The 16,525-nt window shown below is 67.1% G+C and carries 17 protein-coding genes, 1 tRNA gene and 1 pseudogene; 9 read left to right on the top strand and 10 right to left on the bottom strand.

What is annotated here, in order from left to right:
* Positions 1-27: 27 nt before the first annotated feature.
* Positions 28-101: transfer RNA gene (locus NV348_RS30380), tRNA-Pro, on the top strand.
* A 913-nt stretch (positions 102-1,014) separates the two neighbouring features.
* Here NV348_RS30380 and NV348_RS30375 read toward each other — a convergent pair.
* The 3 genes from NV348_RS30375 to NV348_RS30365 all read right to left on the bottom strand — a co-directional run bounded on the left by NV348_RS30375 (position 1,015) and on the right by NV348_RS30365 (position 2,523).
* Positions 1,015-1,551 carry an IS630 family transposase gene (locus tag NV348_RS30375; RefSeq protein ID WP_447149925.1) on the bottom strand — a complete coding sequence of 179 codons (537 nt, stop codon included), beginning with the start codon at positions 1,549-1,551 and terminating at the stop codon, positions 1,015-1,017.
* A 5-nt stretch (positions 1,552-1,556) separates the two neighbouring features.
* A complete protein-coding gene (locus tag NV348_RS30370; protein WP_447149924.1) occupies positions 1,557-2,117 on the bottom strand; it encodes a helix-turn-helix domain-containing protein in 561 nt (186 codons plus the stop codon).
* 175 nt (positions 2,118-2,292) lie between these two features.
* On the bottom strand, positions 2,293-2,523 hold the full coding sequence (locus NV348_RS30365; protein WP_447149923.1) for a DUF7336 domain-containing protein: 231 nt from the start codon (positions 2,521-2,523) through the stop codon (positions 2,293-2,295).
* 596 nt (positions 2,524-3,119) lie between these two features.
* Here NV348_RS30365 and NV348_RS30360 point away from each other — a divergent pair.
* A pseudogene (locus NV348_RS30360) lies at positions 3,120-3,508 on the top strand (ATP-binding protein); the annotation flags it as partial.
* Positions 3,509-3,605: 97 nt separating this feature from the next.
* Here NV348_RS30360 and NV348_RS30355 read toward each other — a convergent pair.
* Together NV348_RS30355 and NV348_RS30350 are read right to left on the bottom strand one after the other, a co-directional pair.
* Positions 3,606-3,815, bottom strand: a complete 210-nt coding sequence (locus NV348_RS30355; protein ID WP_447149922.1) for a hypothetical protein — start codon at positions 3,813-3,815, stop codon at positions 3,606-3,608.
* Positions 3,816-3,822: 7 nt separating this feature from the next.
* Positions 3,823-4,194, bottom strand: a complete 372-nt coding sequence (locus NV348_RS30350; RefSeq protein WP_447149921.1) for an HD domain-containing protein — start codon at positions 4,192-4,194, stop codon at positions 3,823-3,825.
* Between the two features lie 166 nt (positions 4,195-4,360).
* Here NV348_RS30350 and NV348_RS30345 point away from each other — a divergent pair, with 166 nt between their 5' ends.
* The 4 genes from NV348_RS30345 to NV348_RS30330 all read left to right on the top strand — a co-directional run bounded on the left by NV348_RS30345 (position 4,361) and on the right by NV348_RS30330 (position 7,503).
* On the top strand, positions 4,361-4,567 hold the full coding sequence (locus NV348_RS30345; protein ID WP_447149920.1) for a ribonucleotide reductase barrel domain-containing protein: 207 nt from the start codon (positions 4,361-4,363) through the stop codon (positions 4,565-4,567).
* Between the two features lie 325 nt (positions 4,568-4,892).
* Entirely contained in the window at positions 4,893-5,801 is a 909-nt protein-coding gene (locus tag NV348_RS30340; protein ID WP_447149919.1) for a universal stress protein, read from the top strand.
* 351 nt (positions 5,802-6,152) lie between these two features.
* Positions 6,153-7,172, top strand: coding sequence for a universal stress protein (locus NV348_RS30335; protein ID WP_447149918.1), 1,020 nt, complete (start codon positions 6,153-6,155; stop codon positions 7,170-7,172).
* Positions 7,054-7,503, top strand: coding sequence for a CBS domain-containing protein (locus tag NV348_RS30330; RefSeq protein WP_447149917.1), 450 nt, complete (start codon positions 7,054-7,056; stop codon positions 7,501-7,503). Before NV348_RS30335 ends, NV348_RS30330 begins: the two co-directional genes overlap by 119 nt.
* A gap of 238 nt (positions 7,504-7,741) precedes the next feature.
* Here the strand turns inward: NV348_RS30330 and NV348_RS30325 are convergent, their stop codons facing one another.
* A complete protein-coding gene (locus NV348_RS30325; RefSeq protein ID WP_447149916.1) occupies positions 7,742-8,449 on the bottom strand; it encodes a PIG-L deacetylase family protein in 708 nt (235 codons plus the stop codon).
* 95 nt (positions 8,450-8,544) lie between these two features.
* On the opposite strand from NV348_RS30325, the gene NV348_RS30320 reads away from it, so the two are divergent.
* Entirely contained in the window at positions 8,545-9,723 is a 1,179-nt protein-coding gene (locus NV348_RS30320; RefSeq protein WP_447149915.1) for an acyl-CoA dehydrogenase family protein, read from the top strand.
* Between the two features lie 19 nt (positions 9,724-9,742).
* Here the strand turns inward: NV348_RS30320 and NV348_RS30315 are convergent, their stop codons facing one another.
* The gene (locus NV348_RS30315; RefSeq protein WP_447149914.1) at positions 9,743-12,544 is read right to left on the bottom strand and encodes an ATP-binding protein; all 2,802 of its coding nucleotides are present in this window, start codon (positions 12,542-12,544) and stop codon (positions 9,743-9,745) included.
* Between the two features lie 285 nt (positions 12,545-12,829).
* On the opposite strand from NV348_RS30315, the gene NV348_RS30310 reads away from it, so the two are divergent.
* Both NV348_RS30310 and NV348_RS30305 read left to right on the top strand, forming a co-directional pair.
* The gene (locus NV348_RS30310; RefSeq protein ID WP_447149913.1) at positions 12,830-13,486 is read left to right on the top strand and encodes a 2OG-Fe dioxygenase family protein; all 657 of its coding nucleotides are present in this window, start codon (positions 12,830-12,832) and stop codon (positions 13,484-13,486) included.
* A gap of 88 nt (positions 13,487-13,574) precedes the next feature.
* Positions 13,575-15,143 (top strand): MFS transporter, encoded by a 1,569-nt coding sequence (locus NV348_RS30305; RefSeq protein ID WP_447149912.1) that lies wholly within the window; start codon positions 13,575-13,577, stop codon positions 15,141-15,143.
* A gap of 285 nt (positions 15,144-15,428) precedes the next feature.
* Here NV348_RS30305 and NV348_RS30300 read toward each other — a convergent pair whose 3' ends face one another.
* The 3 genes from NV348_RS30300 to NV348_RS30290 are packed head-to-tail and all read right to left on the bottom strand — an operon-like array spanning position 15,429 to position 16,512.
* Positions 15,429-15,728 (bottom strand): hypothetical protein, encoded by a 300-nt coding sequence (locus tag NV348_RS30300; RefSeq protein ID WP_447149911.1) that lies wholly within the window; start codon positions 15,726-15,728, stop codon positions 15,429-15,431.
* On the bottom strand, positions 15,725-16,198 hold the full coding sequence (locus NV348_RS30295; RefSeq protein ID WP_447149910.1) for a hypothetical protein: 474 nt from the start codon (positions 16,196-16,198) through the stop codon (positions 15,725-15,727). The genes NV348_RS30300 and NV348_RS30295 overlap by 4 nt, the downstream gene beginning before the upstream one ends.
* The gene (locus NV348_RS30290) at positions 16,195-16,512 is read right to left on the bottom strand and encodes a hypothetical protein (protein ID WP_447149909.1); all 318 of its coding nucleotides are present in this window, start codon (positions 16,510-16,512) and stop codon (positions 16,195-16,197) included. Before NV348_RS30290 ends, NV348_RS30295 begins: the two co-directional genes overlap by 4 nt.
* Between the last annotated feature and the right edge of the window lie 13 nt (positions 16,513-16,525).

Raw genomic sequence — 16,525 nt, 5'->3', positions numbered from 1 at the left:
TCGAGCACCCGGCGACGGGGGCAAGAACGGGCTGTGGCGCAGCTTGGTAGCGCACCTGACTGGGGGTCAGGTGGTCGCAGGTTCAAATCCTGTCAGCCCGACAGTGAAAACCCCCTCTGACCTCGGTCGGAGGGGGTTTTCTTGTGGCCCGGTACTTGACGTGGTTCGGCGAAATCACACAGAAACCCCACACTTTTGGGCCGGCCAGCCCGCTGGACCACCCCGCAGACCACCGGGGTTTGATCGTTTTCGGCACACTGGACACTATTGTGTCAGAAATCACAATCAAGGATCCGGGGCCCTGTCGTCCCCTCGCCGGGTCAGGAACATCCCCCTGGTCCGCGATCGGACCGCCGACGGGAGCCACCCGCAATCGGCTACCCCGACTGTCCGAGTGGTGAGTGCCCCGACATTGCCGTCCCGGCGTGCAGGGCCCGACTCGCCGCAGCCGAGACCGCGTGACTGTGCAAGATCGACACCGGGCCGTGGTCACCGCCGAGCGATTCCCATAAGGTCGCCACCTACTCACGCGAATTCCGAGCGAGATCGGTCGAATCAGCACCTCCAACCCACTAGCGCAGCTCACCGCCGGGCCGGATCGAGACCTGTGAACCTCGGCAAGGACGTCGAATTGTGGCGGCAGCCCACGCAACAGGCCACCGCCAACCGCCGCGCAAGCAGCCCTCGTGTCATCTGCCCAGGGAAGCGCGCGAAGCCCTACGTGCACCGGACGTTACGTCGACGCGGTGCCCGCGCGTTTTCGGATACACTCGACTGCAGGAAGAGCTACTGATCGCAACACATTAGTGAGCGACGCATGCCTTCCTCTCCCCCATCGCCTGACACGGCGAATTCTGCTACCCCTCTGCCCGACGGCGAGATTTGGCTCACCAGCCCAGATCTCGCCGCGCGCTGGCAAATCCCACTCAAGACCATCGCCTCCTGGGCCTCCGCAGGCACCGGACCCCGCTACAGCCACCTCGGCCGACACCGTCGATACCGGCTAGTGCCGCGTCAAGCAACGTCGGGTAGGTAATCCGGCCGCCGGATCTTCGAGCCGACCGCGAAGTCGCGGATAGGTCCGGCGTGCTGGTTACGCCAGCGGATGTAGTCACCGATCGCCGCGTCCTGCTCGGCGTGGCTGCGGTGGTCGGTCCCGTTCAACGCGAAGTACCGCAGCGCGGCGAACTCGCACTCGATGCGGTTCAGCCACGACGAATACGTCGGCAAGAACACCAACTCGACGTCGTTGTCCGCGCACCACGCCCGGACCTCGGCTCGCTTGTGGACCGAGCAGTTGTCGCAGGTCAGATACAGTTTCTCGCCCGGCCAGCGAGCCCGCAACGACTTCAGAAACGACAGGAACTCCATCCATCGTTTCCGGTCCCGGATCCGGTAGTACAACTGGCCACTTGCCAGGTCCAGGGCACCGAACATGTGCCGGACACCCTGGGCGCGGTGGTAGGTCGCCCGCAACCGCTTGGGCCGACCAGCGGCGAACCAGCCACGGCCCGCTCGTGGGAGCAGATTCAACGGCCCGAACTCGTCCACGCAGATCACCCGCCCGTCTTGTCGTAGAGGTCGAGCACCCGGCTCATCTTGGCGACGAATTCCGGGTTGTTGCTGGACTTCCACGTTTTGGTGGACTGCCACGACACCCTGCCAGCCTTCAGGATCACGCGCAGCGTCTCCCGGCTGACGTCGGCGATCCCGTTGAGCCGCAACACTTCCACCAGCTTCGACAGGCTCCACACACTGAACGGCCAGCCCAGATCACGGGGGCAGCACCGGGCGATCTGAGTGATCCGATCACGTGTCGCTCGATCGGTCTTCGCCGGCCTGCCCCCGCTCCATTTTGGGTCGAGTGCCTCGAATCCATGGGCGTTGAAGTCGTGGATCACTTGCCGCACATAGGATTCCGACACCTGCATCAGCTTCGCGATCAGCCCGACCGGCTGATGCTGGGCCGAGGCCATCACCACCACGGCCCGCCGCATCCGGACCGGCACTGTGCTGCGCCGGGCGATCTGGGCGAGTTTGCGGCCTTCCTCCGGGGTTACCGCTCTGACGAACACACCGGCTTGCGAGCCACCGGCACCACCTCCGTCAGGCAGCATCTCCGTTCACCGGCCACGGATCAACCCGCCACCTCGAGCTGTTACCGCATCAACCTTTCCGGACGCGGCACTAGGCCAGAACGGCCGGGCTGGGGTAGTGTACATGATCGAGCACATTTCTCAGGGGATACATTGAGAGGCGCGGTGTCGGACTCTCCGGAGATAGTCGCTTTATTTAAACTTCGTCGGTGCCGACATCGTATCCTTCTGCCCAATAGTCCTTGCCGATTTCGTACTTTCGGATCACGAAGCCCTCGGGATGATCCCGAAATCCTTCCTCGCCTCGGAGCTGGTCGATCGCTGCCTGCGCATCCGCCTCCGTGGCGAAAACTCCGATATCTTTGACCTCGTCCTGATTCGCGTTGGACAGCCGGTATTCGTGTTTGAGTATGAATGCGAAACTCATCGAGACCTCTCGTATGCGACCTCATGGATCATGCGGTGAAGAACCCTTCGGTCCAATGCAATTCGTTTATCTGATGTCGCAGTATATGGAAGTCCGCTGGACGGTCTCGAAATCCTGGCAATTTAGCTGCTCGGTCGACCGCACGTTTCGCGTCTTCCTCGGTCAGATACAAGCCTATGGTCCGCTGCCGGTCATCGAAGTCCGACAGGTCATACCAGTGCTCGACCGAATATAGGTGGTCCACTATTCACGCCCTTCTCGTGCTATTTCGGCTTACCTTTCGGCTTCGGATCCTGCCAACCCCTGTCCCCGTATTTCTTGATCTTGTTGCACTCGGAGCCCGGGCCGGTCTTGTTCGTATCCCAGCCTCCTTTGCCATACTTTTCGTCCATCAGCCTACGCGCATAGTCCTTGCCACCCTCCCCGACGCGAGGAGGTTTACCCTTCGCCCAACCCGGAGGATCGTTCGCGCGATCCTTTCCGCTTCCCGGCTTCGGGACCTTGTACGGGATTTCGCCCGGCTTTTCGGCTGGCGGGTTGTCGGTGAACCATTTGTCGAGCAGTTCACGGATTCGTTCGTCGAGGTTGCTGATAGCCTGTTGATCGCGTTGGGCACCGAAGCCGCGATGCAGGGCTTCCGGGTCAAATACACCCTCGCGACGAAGCTGGTCAACGAGCTCGTCGAGGCCGCCGACGACAAAATCCTGTCCAAAACGATCGCCCGCTACGGTCGCGTCGACCTGCTCTGCATCGACGAACTCGGCTACATGGAACTCGACCGCCGCGGCGCCGAGCTGTTGTTTCAGGTCCTCACCGAACGCGAGGAGAAGAACTCGGTCGCGATCGCGTCCAACGACAGCTACTCAGGGTGGACGAAAACCTTCACTGCGCCGCGATCGTCGACCGACTCACCTTCGGCGGCCACATCGTTGAAACCGGCACCGCCTCTTACCGTCTCGCTCATACCCGCGCCGCCAAGGGCTGAAGCGAATCTCATTCACCCGATCCGCTGGACTCGAAAAGCGACTCTATAAGGAAGGCGCGCGAGAGGAAATCGTTCGGATGACGCCAGGGGCCGAGGGTCAAGCGCTGACCGGATAGCTTGCTTGAAAGGCGAGCCTTCGGTCGGCGTCTGCGGCGATCCGGTCGAGCTCATCGTCGAGGGTCATGAAAACCTGCCACGACTGTTGACCGTCGATGGCAGCAAGATGCTGCACCACCAACTGCTCGAGCTCGGAAACGCGTTTGGCCTTCCACACCTTGTCGGCCAGACTGACAAGCAGGTCCTCCATACCGACATCAGGCCCGGTCCACGAACCATGGGTCCGTGCGGGCCGAATCCTCGTGAAAGCCTTGCGCCAGGAGAAGATCATAACCAGCCTGTTCATGAGCCGAGCCTGGTCCTGACAGCTCTTCGGGATGGACGACCTTGCCGATGTCATGTGTTGCCGCGCCGAACAGCATTACATCCCGGTCGAACCTCACATCACGGTGAAATTGGCCAACCCAGTCGGCCAATTGCCAAGCCACCTCGTGAACCGCCCGCAAGTGAGCACCCAGCCGAGGCGGGGCCTCAAGGCTTCCGAGGAGAACCTCGACTCTCTCTGGCAGCGACCTGAGCCCCGCATACCCGGAGTCGGTCAGGGCGCGCTGCAGCAGAACGGAGCTCATTTCGGACATGGTAGTCCGGGCAGCTCGATGCTCATCGGGGCCGGAACCAATCGGACACGCCGACAGAGCGATGCCCAATTTCGCGATCAGAAATCGGTCGCAGCAGGCCGGACCGATGCCAAAATTCGCGACCAACTGACGTCATATTCCACGACCGAAGCCAGCCGTGCAGCACCACACCGACGCAGCGGTGGCCGAGACCATCAATCTGCGTGCCGACGCCTCCGTCACCGACGTCCGCCATCTCTTCCGGGAGGCATGGAAAGCCGGAGTCAAGGGCATCACCGTGTACCGATCCGGCAGCAGGCCCGGACAGATACTGCACACTGCCGAGCCGGCCGGTGCACGCCGGATCGGAATCGACCGGCCGTAGTGCCGATATCTCAGTGCTGTGTGCCCCCGAAGCCGAGGAGGGATGCTGCTGGTCGACCGATCAGGACCAATGCCCGCTCCGAGCCGGGACCTTCGACCGTATCGGGGTGCCCACTTCCCGACGGACGCTGGGAACAGACAACGAATTCGAGCGGATCGGGGTACCGGGATGGCCGAGTCCGTCACCCAGGCCATGTTCCACGCCTCGGCGTCGTCGAGAACGAGCGGGCACCGACGAGGACTCCACCTGTCCCATGACCTGCGCATCCACTACGTGACGGCCACCCGCCCCGCTCGGGCGGTTGCCCCGAGAACAGGAGACGAGCATGACCGAACACAGCGACAACCCCCACCTGGCGGCCTCGGCCACGGTCGTCGTCGGGATCGACGGATCCGACGGATCGACCACCGCCGTGCGCTGGGCGGCCCGTACCGCCGCGGATCGCGACCGCGCCCTGCATGTCGTGCACTGCGCCAACCCGATCGCCGATCGGACGCCACGCAGCGCCTACGACGCATTCATCCACGCCACCATGCAGGACATCCGGCTGACCGCCGAGCGGATGCTGGCCGCCGCCCGGGAGGACGCGCTCACCGTGGCGCCCTCGCTCACGGTCACCACCGAGGTCGCGACCGGCAATCCCTCGCGCACCCTGATCGATGCCTCGGCGCACGCGCATCTGGTGGTCCTCGGCGTAGGGGCCTCGGCCGGCTCGATCGCCCACCTGGGCTCGACACTGCTGGCGGTGACCGCGCACGCGCGCGGCGCGGTCGTCATCGTGCGCGGGCCCGACCCGGATCGCCGCACCGGCCCTGTCGTGGTCGGTGTCGACGGCAGCAGTGTCGGTGAGCCTGCCATCGGCGTCGCGTTCGCCGAAGCCTCGCTGCGCGGCAGTGAGCTCGTCGCGGTGCACGCCTGGAGCGATCTGTCGCAAGGACATTTCGCTGGCATCGACTACCTGGAGATGCCGGTCGACGACTTCACCGTCGCCGAGGAAGCGCTGCTGGCCGAGCGCCTGGCGGGATGGTCGGAACGATTCCCCGATGTCGTCGTGCGCCGCGAGATCGAGCTGTTCGGTCCGCGCGAGAAGCTGGCGCACTGGTCACAGACCGCGCAGCTGCTCGTCGTGGGCAGTCGCGGTCGCGGCGGCTTCCGTGGGCTGCTGCTCGGTTCGACCAGCAACTGGCTCGTTCAACACGCCGAGTGCCCGGTGATGGTGGTCCACCACGATTGACCCCACGGCGGGAACGGCCACGGTGAGATCCACTGCCATGTCCGGGCATAGCCACGACCGCCGCAGCCCCGGAGTTACCGCGAGCCCGGCAGTGCGCAACCACACGAGGCCGAATGTCATCGGATCAGGACAGTGGTCCTCGGCGTGCGGGACCTTCGCCCCTGACCGGTACCTGGGCCCGCCCGCCACGCTGGTGTTCATGATCTCGACCTCGCTGCACCGGCCCGACCCCCGTCGATCCGTGCTGTGCCAGGGACATGACCGGACCGTCCCGTGCCGGCGAGATCGAACGAGCGACCGCGTGGGCGGCGCGACTCGGCGCGAGCGCGCCCCCCACACGGCGGGCCGGCGATGAACGCGCAGGCCCACCACGGCATCCCGCCGCGAGTCGGCCCCGCCCCTGTCGTGGCGGGCATCGACGGATCGGCGACGGCGGTCCGCGCCGCGCAGTGGGCCGCTGTCGCCGCCGGGGCCCCGCACGTTCCGTTGCAGTTGGTCCATGTCGTCCGTCGTCGCGCACTCCTGTCCCGCGATTCCGAGATCCTGACCGAGGCGCGCCGTGCGGTCAGCGATCGGTGGGCACAGACCTCGCACACGCCGGCACCCGAAGTCACCGAGCCGACCCTTCACGGAGATCCAGCGGCCGGACTGATCGGTCTCTCCACGACCGCGTCCGAAGTCGTGGTCGGTAGCGTCGGCCACAGTTCTGCCGCGCAAGTACTGCTCGGTTCGGTGGCGTCCTCGCTCGCGTCGGCGGCGCACAGCCCCGTGACGATCGTTCGCCCTCTCCGGTGCGCGGCAGCGGCGATCGGCCCGGTCCTGGTCGTCGTCGAACCGGAAGGCCCTGGCGCCGCCGGCGCTCTGGCAGCGGCCATGCGCGCCGCGCGGGAGCGGGCCACCGACGTGGTGCTAGTCGAACTCACCCGACCTGGCCCGCGCGCGTCGCCGGCAACCGGTGAGGACGTCGAGAGCCTGGTGGCCGATCTGCGTCTCCGGTTTCCGTCCGTCCGGACCAGCGTGCTCAGCTACTTCGGTCACGCGCGGACCGCGCTCGAACGATTCGGCAGCACTGCGCAATTGGTCGTCGTTCCGCGTGATCACCGGACGCTGTGGCCACCCCTGCACAGCATGGCGCGTGCCGCGCTGTGGCACACGCGCTGCGCGGTATCCATCATCCCCGACCCGACCGAGTCCTCGCCCGAATCGGTCGACGGATCGTCCACACGAAGAACACCGAACCAGGAGAAACGACATGACAACAACCGATACGGTCATGCACGCCGACGTCGCGTTCATCAGCGTGCGCGACACGATGGAAGACGCTGCCCGCCGCATGCGTCAGCTCGATATCGGCGCACTGCCGATCTGTGACGGCGAAGGACACCCGGTCGGCATCATCACCGACCGCGACATCGTCATCAAGGTCATCGCCCTCGGCGAGAACCCGAAGACCACCACCGCGGGCGAACTGGCCCAGGGCGACGACCTGGTCACCGTCGATACCGGCGTCGACATCGAGCACGCCCTCGCCGTCATGGAGCAGCACCAGATCCGCCGCCTTCCGGTCACCGAACTGGGCAAACTGGTCGGCATCATCACCGAAGCCGACCTCGCGCGCCGCCTCCCGGACCAGACGGTCGGCGAATTCGTCGACGCGATCTGTGCCAAGCACCTGCCGACGACACCCGACAGCGAGGTCTGAGAAGCCGACCACCACGGCGATTCGGCGCACTCGCGCCCAGCATGCCTCCCACCTCGCGCAACGTCGTCGGTATCGAGCAGCACGTCGGACTCGCTACCTCGCCTCCCAGGTGTTGCGACGGGCGGCGCCGTCGCGAGCGACCCTGCTCGTCGGCCCGGGGTCCTGGGACGGTCCAATGCCCTGCCACGGCCGGCACCCGCCCGGTCGCGGCGCGAGGCGAGCCGTGGTCGGCCCGTTGTCATTGCGCCATGTCGAAAGTCTCCTCGGCGATGAGTTCGTGCAGCATGGCCTCGTCCACGGAGGCGATCAGCGCCCCCGTCTGGGTCGACATCGCGCGCAGCGCGGCAACCTTGCGGTCGAGCGCGATGCCGCCCAACGTCAGGTTCAGCGGGATCTCGACGCTGGGCACGCCGACGGGTCGCCTCGGGCTCATATACATGTTCCACTCCTCGTAGAGGGGCATGAACCGTGCGAGTTTCTCCGCCGACGGCACCGCGTACAACAACCTGCCCGGTCGACCCGCCGCATGCCAAGCACGGGTGACCCACCGGTGCACAGCGATGTGATCGAGGTGAAACGTCATTCCGTCGGCCCCGAACGTGAGAACTGTGTCGGGTCGTACCTCGGCGAGGATGTCTGCGGCCCACGCAATCCCGGCCGGATCGTGCAGCGGGAACTCGCCGTCGGGAAAGTCGTCGACACGGTGTTCTACGACCCCGAGGACAGCCATGGCGGCAGCCGCTTCCCACCGGCGGACACGACCGAGGCGGTGCGGCGGCCACGTGACCGCGTCGTCGGTACCCCGCTCCCCCGCCGACGCGGTCACGCACACGACCCGCTGACCGTTGTCGCGCGCGGCCGCCATGACCCCGGCGGCGAGGTAGGTCTCGTCGTCGGGGTGCGCCCAGATCGACAGGATGGTTCCCAGTTCTTCGATAGCGATCATGCCGACATCGTGTGCGAACGCCCTGTCACGGGGCTGTCGCGCCCATGACAGGGCGCGACAGCCCGCTGACAGGGCACCGCCGCACAGTGGCTCGCATGACTCAGACGATCATCGATACCCGCACCATCCCGACCGACATGCTGGAGCGTTTCAGAGCTCGCGCCGCCACGCACGACCGCGCCAACAGCTACTTCGGCGACGACCTCGCCGAGCTTCGCGGCCTCGGCTACCTGGCGGCGGCGGTACCCGCCGAACGGGGCGGCTGGGGCCTGGATCTGGCCCAGCTCGCCGCGAGCCAGCGCCGCCTCGCCCGGTATGCCCCGGCAACGGCCCTGGCGATGTCCATGCACTCGTACTGGATCGGGATCGCCCAGGAAATGGCGCGGGCCGGCGATCATTCACTCGACTGGATCTACGCCGAGGCGGTGGCGGGCGAGGTGTTCGCGGCCGGACATGCCGAGGCGGGCAACGATATTCCGGTCCTGCTCTCGACGTGTCAGGCACGCCGGGTCGACGGCGGCTACCGGCTGACCGGACGCAAGCAGTTCGGATCGAACGGGCCGGCCTGGAAGTGGCTCGGCGCGCACGCCCTCGACGCCGATGCCGCGGGCGGGCCTGCGGTGGTGCACGCCTTCGTGCAACGCGACTCCGAGGGGGTGACCGTGGTCGAGAACTGGGACACCCTCGGCATGCGCGCCACACAAAGCCACGACACGCAACTGACCGAGGTCTTCGTACCCGACCTCCGGATCGGTTGTGTGATGCCCGCGGGCGATGCCGAGCACCCGTTCCTGACGGGGATGACGATGTGGCCGCTGGCGCTGATCGGGGCGGTCTACCTCGGAATCGCCGACCGCGCCGTGGAACTGGCGGTCGCGAACGCGCGCCGGAAGCAGTCGATGGCGATCGAACGCGGCGCCTACGCCTACAACCCCTTCGTGCAGCATCAGATCGCGTCGATGTATCTGGAGCTCGATGCCGCCGACGCGGTGCTGACCCAGTTCACCACCGACTGGGTCGCCGGGGCCGATCACGGAGCCGACTGGGCGCCCAAGGTGTACTCGATGAAGTGGCGGTCGGTCGAGACCGCCAAACGGGTGGTCGACACAGCACTCGATGTGGTCGGTGGTGCGGGCATGTTCGCGGGGCACGAACTGGAACGTCTCTACCGCGACGTGCGTTGCGGCGGTTTCCATCCGGGCAATGACGCGCTGACCCACGAAATGGTCGGCAAAGCGGTGCTCGGCATTCTCGACGAGCAACCACGCTGGTGAACCGACGGCCCGCAGCCGGTCACGGCTGCGGGCCGAGTGCCACCATGATGTAGTCGATCAGGGCGACGTTGTCCAGACTCGCCCCGACACGACGAGCTTCGTCGAACCCGTCGGCACCCAGGGCCGCGCGCAGCCGCTGCGACAGCTGATCGAGCACCTCGCGATCCGAACCGAGCGGCTCCTCGGCGGTGGCGGCGCGGATCGCCCCGTCCAGGACCGCTGCCTGTTCGGGTCGGCCCAGCTGATCGAGCAGGAGCGCGATCGAGCGCGCCATCACCCACTGGGTCGACCACATACCCGCCCGCTGCCATCCGCGGATCAAAATCGGGTAGGCCGCGGCCGCGTCGGCGGTGCGACCCGAACGTACATCGAGAGAGGCCAGGGACGCGCCCGCGACGCCGGTGACGAAAGTGCAGCTGGTGGTCTCCGCCATCCGCACGGCACGGTCCAGCAATTCACGCGCGCGATCCTGGTCGGTGCCGATGACGGCCTCGCCCGCGCAATAGAGCGCGTACGCCAGCGTAGGCGACGCATCACCGCCGATGTCGGCGACGAGTTCGGCGGATCGCCGGTCGACTGTGGGGTCACCGGCGTAGCCGAGCAGCATGATCCAGGTCGCTATATCCATGTTCGGCGACATCCGGCCCGGAATGACGGCGGCGCGGTGATACCAGTCGGCCGACTCAGCGAAACGGCCCGAGAACAGATCACACACGCCGTACGCACCATAGGCGTTGTACGGCGGGTCGTCGCAGACGCTCAGCGCCCGATCGGCGCGCTCATAGGCACCCGGCAGATCACCCGCCATCCACCGCGCGTAGGACGCCGCGGCCAGCACTTCGGCGGCCAGGTGGCCGGTGGCGTGGGGATCGGCGGACATCACCGCTTCGGACCAGCCGAGGACGTCGGGGCGCAATCGGAGCAGGCCGTAGTCCATCAACGCGGCGACGATCCGGGCCGCGCGTTGGGGGTCGCCGCGCTCGAGGAGCCAGTGCAGCGCGCGCTGGAGCTCGGTGATCGCGTCGTCGATCCGGCTGATGGCGGTGGCCGAATGCGCCAGCTCCCGACCGGTCATCTCCACCCAGTCCACGAAGTAGGCGGCGTGACGGGCGCCTGCGTGGTCGACCTCGCCCGCGCGTTCGGTGCGGCCGAATGTTCTCAGCGTCTCGAGGATCGCATAGCGACGACCGGGTACCCGCTGCACCAGCGATCGCTCGGTGAGTTCGGTCAGCCGGTCGGCGGTCGGGCCGAGCTCGGCCCCGCACACCGCCGCCGCCGCCACGACATCGAAGGGGCCCGAGAAGACCGACAAGCTCGTAAACGCCTCCCGCAGTGGCCGATCGAGCAGATCCACCGACCAGGACACTGCCGCGGCGAGCGACCCGTGTCTGGTCGCGGTGCGGTAACCCGCAGACAGGAAGTCGAATTGACGATCGAGGCCCGCCGCGATCTCACCCACATCATGCGAATACATCCGGGCCGCGGCGAGTTCGATGGCCAGGGGCAGCCCGTCGAGCCGCGACACGATGACGCCGATCTGCCGCTCGGCGGCGGTATCGAGACGGAGTCCGCCGGTGACCGAGGTGGCCCGCTGAATGAAGAGCTCGACCGCGGGGGATGTTCGGTCGCCGATCGCCAGCGGCGGCACCCGGCGCACCTGCTCCCCGGCGACACGCAACCGTTCGCGGCTGGTGGCGATCAGCCGGAGGCGCGGACACCGGCGCAGCAGCAGATCCGCCAGCGTGGCGATCGGTTCGATCACGTGCTCGCAGTTGTCGAGCAGCAACAGCATCTCGCTGGTGCCGATCACATCGGCGAGACGGTCACCGAGAGGGATACCGGGACGCACGTCGATCGCGAGCGCCGCGGCGACGGCCCCGACGGCGCCCTCGGCGTCGGCCCCGGCCAGTTCACACCACACCACCGGCCGGTCGGTGTACCCGCGTCCCAGTTCGAGCATCAGCCGGGTCTTGCCGACACCACCCGGCCCGGTGAGGGTCACCAACCGTGCCTCGGCGATCAGGGTCTGTACCTCGACCAGCAATCCCGCGCGCCCGATCAGCGCGGTGACCGACATCGGAAGCGGTGCCGGCGCTGTCGCTGCCGTGTCACCGACGAGCAGGCGTTGGTAGCGTTGCCGGAGCTGTTCCGACGGCTCCGTGCCGAGTTCCTCGGCCAGCAGTCGCCGGAACTCGTCGTAGACCCGGAGCGCGTCCGCGGGCCTGCCCGTGACGACCAGCGTGTCGATCAGCACGGCGCGCAGGGGTTCGCGCAGCGGATGCTCGTCGACCATGGTGCGCAGCCGGGCGGCCAAGCCGTCGGTCCGACCGTGGTCGAGATCGCGGATCGCCTCGGATTCGTGGGCTCGCAGCCGAAGTTCTTCCAGGCGAGCCGATTCCGCGCGCGCCTCATCCACCATATCGAGTTCGGGATAGGCGGGACCGATCCAGCGCGCCAAGATCTCCGCGGCTGATTCACCGGCGTCGAGTATCCGGGCCAGCTCGTCGGTATCCACCGCGATCCGGCCTGGAGCCAGGCAGTATCCGTTCCCTGCCGACTCGATGACATCCGGCAGCACTCGGCGCAACCGAGAGACATGGTTGTGCAACGCCGCCGCCGGGTTGTCGGGTCTGCCGCCCGGCCACAACAGTTCCACGGCCGCGTCGGCCGAGACCACCGTCCCGCGCCGCAGCACCAGTAGCGCCAGCAATCGCCGGGGCAGCACCCCGTTCGGTGTCACCTCCGCGCCGCCGGGCGCCCACACTCGCAGCGGTCCGAGCACCGCGCAGCGGTAGCGCTCGGACCTGCCTTCGTCACGCACCGGACAAGCCTACGACCGACGGTGCCGGACGCCGAGTTCCCGGGCGAACCCGAACAGCCACGAATCCGTCTGCGGTTGGTGATCCGACCCGTTTCACCTGCGGGCACGGGGGTACTCGCCCATCGCACGCCCGGAGGAAGGCAGGCCATCGTGATCAGAACGGCCGGCAGGTCACAGTCGGCAGAGGCCGGGATGACAGCGGCCGGGCCATCCGCCGACCGGCCGCCCGCGGACCGTCGGCTGGACGAGGCCCGAGCGGCGCTCGTTTCTGTCGGCGCTCATGTCATGCCCGCTGCCGTCACGGCAGCCTGCCTCGATGTCTCGGGAACGCAGTGGGCGAATTTCGGTCGCCACTGGAACTCACTGTGCGTGGACAGTTACGCCGCCGAGCGAGGAGCGTGCCGGCTGCGCCGGTACGGAAGGTTCGAGTTCACCGCGCCGACAGGGCCGATGAGACTGCTGCCACAGGAATCATTCGTGCAACCCGACGACAGCAATCCGCTCTACCTCGACGTCGATCGCACGTTCGAGCCGTTGACCGATTCCTTCGTAGCCGACCCGATGCTGCGGGCGGTGCTGCGACTGCTCGGGCAGTCGGCGACGGCCCTGGACACCCCGGCATCGTGGCTGGTGAAGGTGCATCCTTTTCGGGTCGTGGCGTCGGCGGACGGGCAGGGACAGCCCACCCCCGAAGGTCTGCACCGGGACGGCGTCACCCTGGTGTCATCGCTACTGGTCAGCCGACGCAACGCGACCGGCGGGCAGAGTTCGGTGTTCGATTCCGCCGGACGACCGCTGCTGACCACGACGCTCAGTGAGCCGGGAACGTTGTTGCTGGGCGACGACCGCCGCACCCTCCACAGTGTGTCGCCGATTCGTCCGTCGGACCCGAGCCATCCCGCGTATCGAGATGTGCTGGTGGTGACGTTCGCGCCGGGCTGAACCCGACGGCCGGATCGGCGTGCGTAGTCGACCGGCGGGTTTTCGCGTCATCGGAGAGCCGCAGACAACCAGCGCAGGAGGTGCCGCGATGGCCGAGGTCCGATCGAGAAGCGAGGCGGCGCCGCTGCCTCTCATCCTCGCGCTCGCCATCGCCTTCACGGTCACAGTCGTCGACCCCCTGATATTCAGCCTGAATCTGCCGCAGGTCAGCCGCGCGCTGGAGGTGCCATCGCAACTGGTCGGGCTGCTCGGCGGAGCGTCGACGCTGGTGATGGCCGCCGCTGTGCTCGCCGCGGGCAATCTCGGGGACGCTTTCGGACTCAAACGCCTGCTGATGCTCGGACTGGTCGTCGTGACGGTGGTCGACCTGCTCTCCATTTTCTCGCCCGGATACGGCTTCCTCCTGGTGATGCGCCTTCTGAACGGTCTGGGGATGACCGCTCTGCTCGGCGTGCCGCTGGCGTTGCTGAAGACATCGGTGTCGTCGAAGAAGCGGCCAGCCGCCATCGGTGTCTTCATGGCGATAGAAATGGTGCTGTGTGGGTCGATCCCCGCGGTGACCGGGTGGGCGGTGGCCGCCGTCGGCTGGCGGGTGCTGTTCGTGGTCGCGCCGCTGCTGTGCCTTTCCTCGCTGTGGCTGACCGCCCGGTATGTGCCCGAGGCACCCGTGCAGCAGCGCGGCCATCTCGACGTGGTCGGTGTCGGCCTGGTCGGCGCAGCCCTGCTGGCGCTGGTCGTCGGCCTCGCGGCGGCGCAGAACGGCATCACCCGGCCGACGACGCTGCTGCCGCTGGCGATCAGCGTGGCAGCGGCGGTCCTTTTCGTACGTCATGAACGTCGGGTCCCCGAACCAGCCCTGGACCTGGCATTGTTTCGCAGCCGCCCGTTCAGCGTGGCACTCGCGGCAACCCTCACGCTGAACTTCCTCGTCGCCGGGCTCGGCATCGCCCTGGGGCAGTTCGGCAGCGTGGTGCTTTCGCTGTCTCCGGAGTCCATCGGCCTGCTGTACCTGCCCGGGACGTTGCTGATCGCCGGCGCGGTGGTCTTGGCCGGACGTCTGGTCGGCAAGTACAGCCCACGACCGGTGATGGTCGTCGGCCTGGCCCTGATGACGATGAGCGGGCTGCTGATGGCGGGCACCGTCAGCCCGACCATGGCGATCTGGCTACTCGTGTCGGCCATCTGGTTGTGCAACCTCGGTTCGCTGGTCACCTCTGCATCGGTGTCGGAGGCGGTCCTCGCCGAAGCGCCTTCGGGGCATTCCGGCGCGGTGGCGTCCGCGCAGTTGGCGTTCGGGATGACCGGCTACGCGTTCGGACCCACCATCTACCTGCTGCTCCTGCACTTCTTCTTCAGGAAGGAGTGGCTCGCAGATGCCGAGGCTCGCGGGCTTACCGCGACCGATGCCGAGCGAACCGTGGACGCGGTACGTGGCAGCCTGGCACTCAGCCCGGGCAGCGCCGGATACGACCCGAACCTGATCCGGCACGCCTCCGGCCTGGACCTCGGGGAGGATTTCGCGGACGCGCTGCGGCTCACGATATTGACAGTCAGCGTCCTGCCGCTCGCGGTGGCGGTGGCGGCCCTGCTGTTGATGCCCCGCCGCAAACGGGCTCCGCGGTCGGGCACGCCGCCACCGTCGACTACCAGCACCTGAGTCCCCAGCGCGACGGGCCGGCTTGGACCTGCTTTCCGCTGTCCAGGCGGCACCTTTCTATGTGTCGGCCACGACTTCCGCGACGATGACTTCTACCAACCTGCCGAGATCGCAGAGCTTCTCAAGGACAACTGGACAATTTGTGTCAACGAAACTCGCCCACGAGTCGTCCCCCGAGGGGCACACACCACACGTGCGATACCGTCTTGCGGGAACAACGCCTGGCGCACAACACTGCCGACTTGATCAGAGGCTCGGTGCCGACGTTCAGCGATGACACAAGCGTCATGAGGGGATGACGTCTTCCGTCTGACGGGTCGCAGCGCCGCGGTCGAGCTGTCGCAGGGCGAGCAGTCCGCCGGCGCCCGGAACGAGGGCCAGGACCTTAACGGCGGCCGGGGCCTGCTCGAGGCGCCAGGTGGTGATCACGACGAACAGGTAGGCGCAGCCGTGGGTCGGGCCCAGCAAGGATGAGATGGGCTCGAGGTGGACGGTGAACACGTTGGCCAGCATCACGATCAGCGAGATCAGCTCGGCGTGCGCCGCGATGCGCAGATGGCGCGGAGGATGAAGGTGCATGGTCATACTCCCGTGGTGGAGCCGGGACGGATGATCATCAGTACGGTGACCGTGGCCCAGAGCAGGTTGAAGATGCCGGTGAGCATGGCGAGGCGGCCCGGCGTCAAGGCGCTTGGCACCGGCGACGAGGTGGAACCTCCCGCCGCGGCCAGGGCGCGGTCCTGGGCGGGCAGGATCAGCAGCGCCAGCACGCCGGCGGCCGTGGCGGTCAGCAGGATCGAGATGATCAGCCAGGCGTCACCGAGGACGCCGAGACTGCTGGCCGTGGCGAAGCCGAAGATGGGAACCGCGATGCCGATGCCCGCGTAGACCCGGCAGATGCGGTGCAGCGTCCGCAGGGTGGGGTGGGCGTCGCTGTCACCGGGGTCGCCGACGGCGCGGCGCAGCGTCGCGGGGAACATGCTCGCGGCGACGGTGACCGGACCGATGGCGATGATGGCGGCCAGGACGTGCACGGACAGAAGGAACTTGGTCACGCCTGGTGCTCCGGGGTGGTCTGGCGTTCGCCGGTGACCTTCGAGGACGGGAGGCGGCCGGCCTTGGAAGTACCCCGGAGGGTGTCACCGTCGACCGTCACGTCGAAGGACAGGTTCAGCCGCATGGGCTTGGTGATGGCCTGCTTCCAGGTCAGCCGGTCACCGTCGAGGGAGATATCGGTGAGTCGTACGTCCTCGCCGGCGCCGTGGACGACGCCGGTGAGGACGCCGTCCTGCTCGCGGAGTTCGACCACGGCATTGATCTTGCCGACGGGGGTGGAGATGGACATATTCCAGGTGCCTACGACGGACATGCTGATGTGATTC

It is taken from the genome of Nocardia fodinahabitans, from assembly GCF_052983615.1.
The sequence above is the reverse complement of the archived record's forward strand: the minus strand, read 5'-3'. Positions and strand labels throughout refer to the sequence as shown.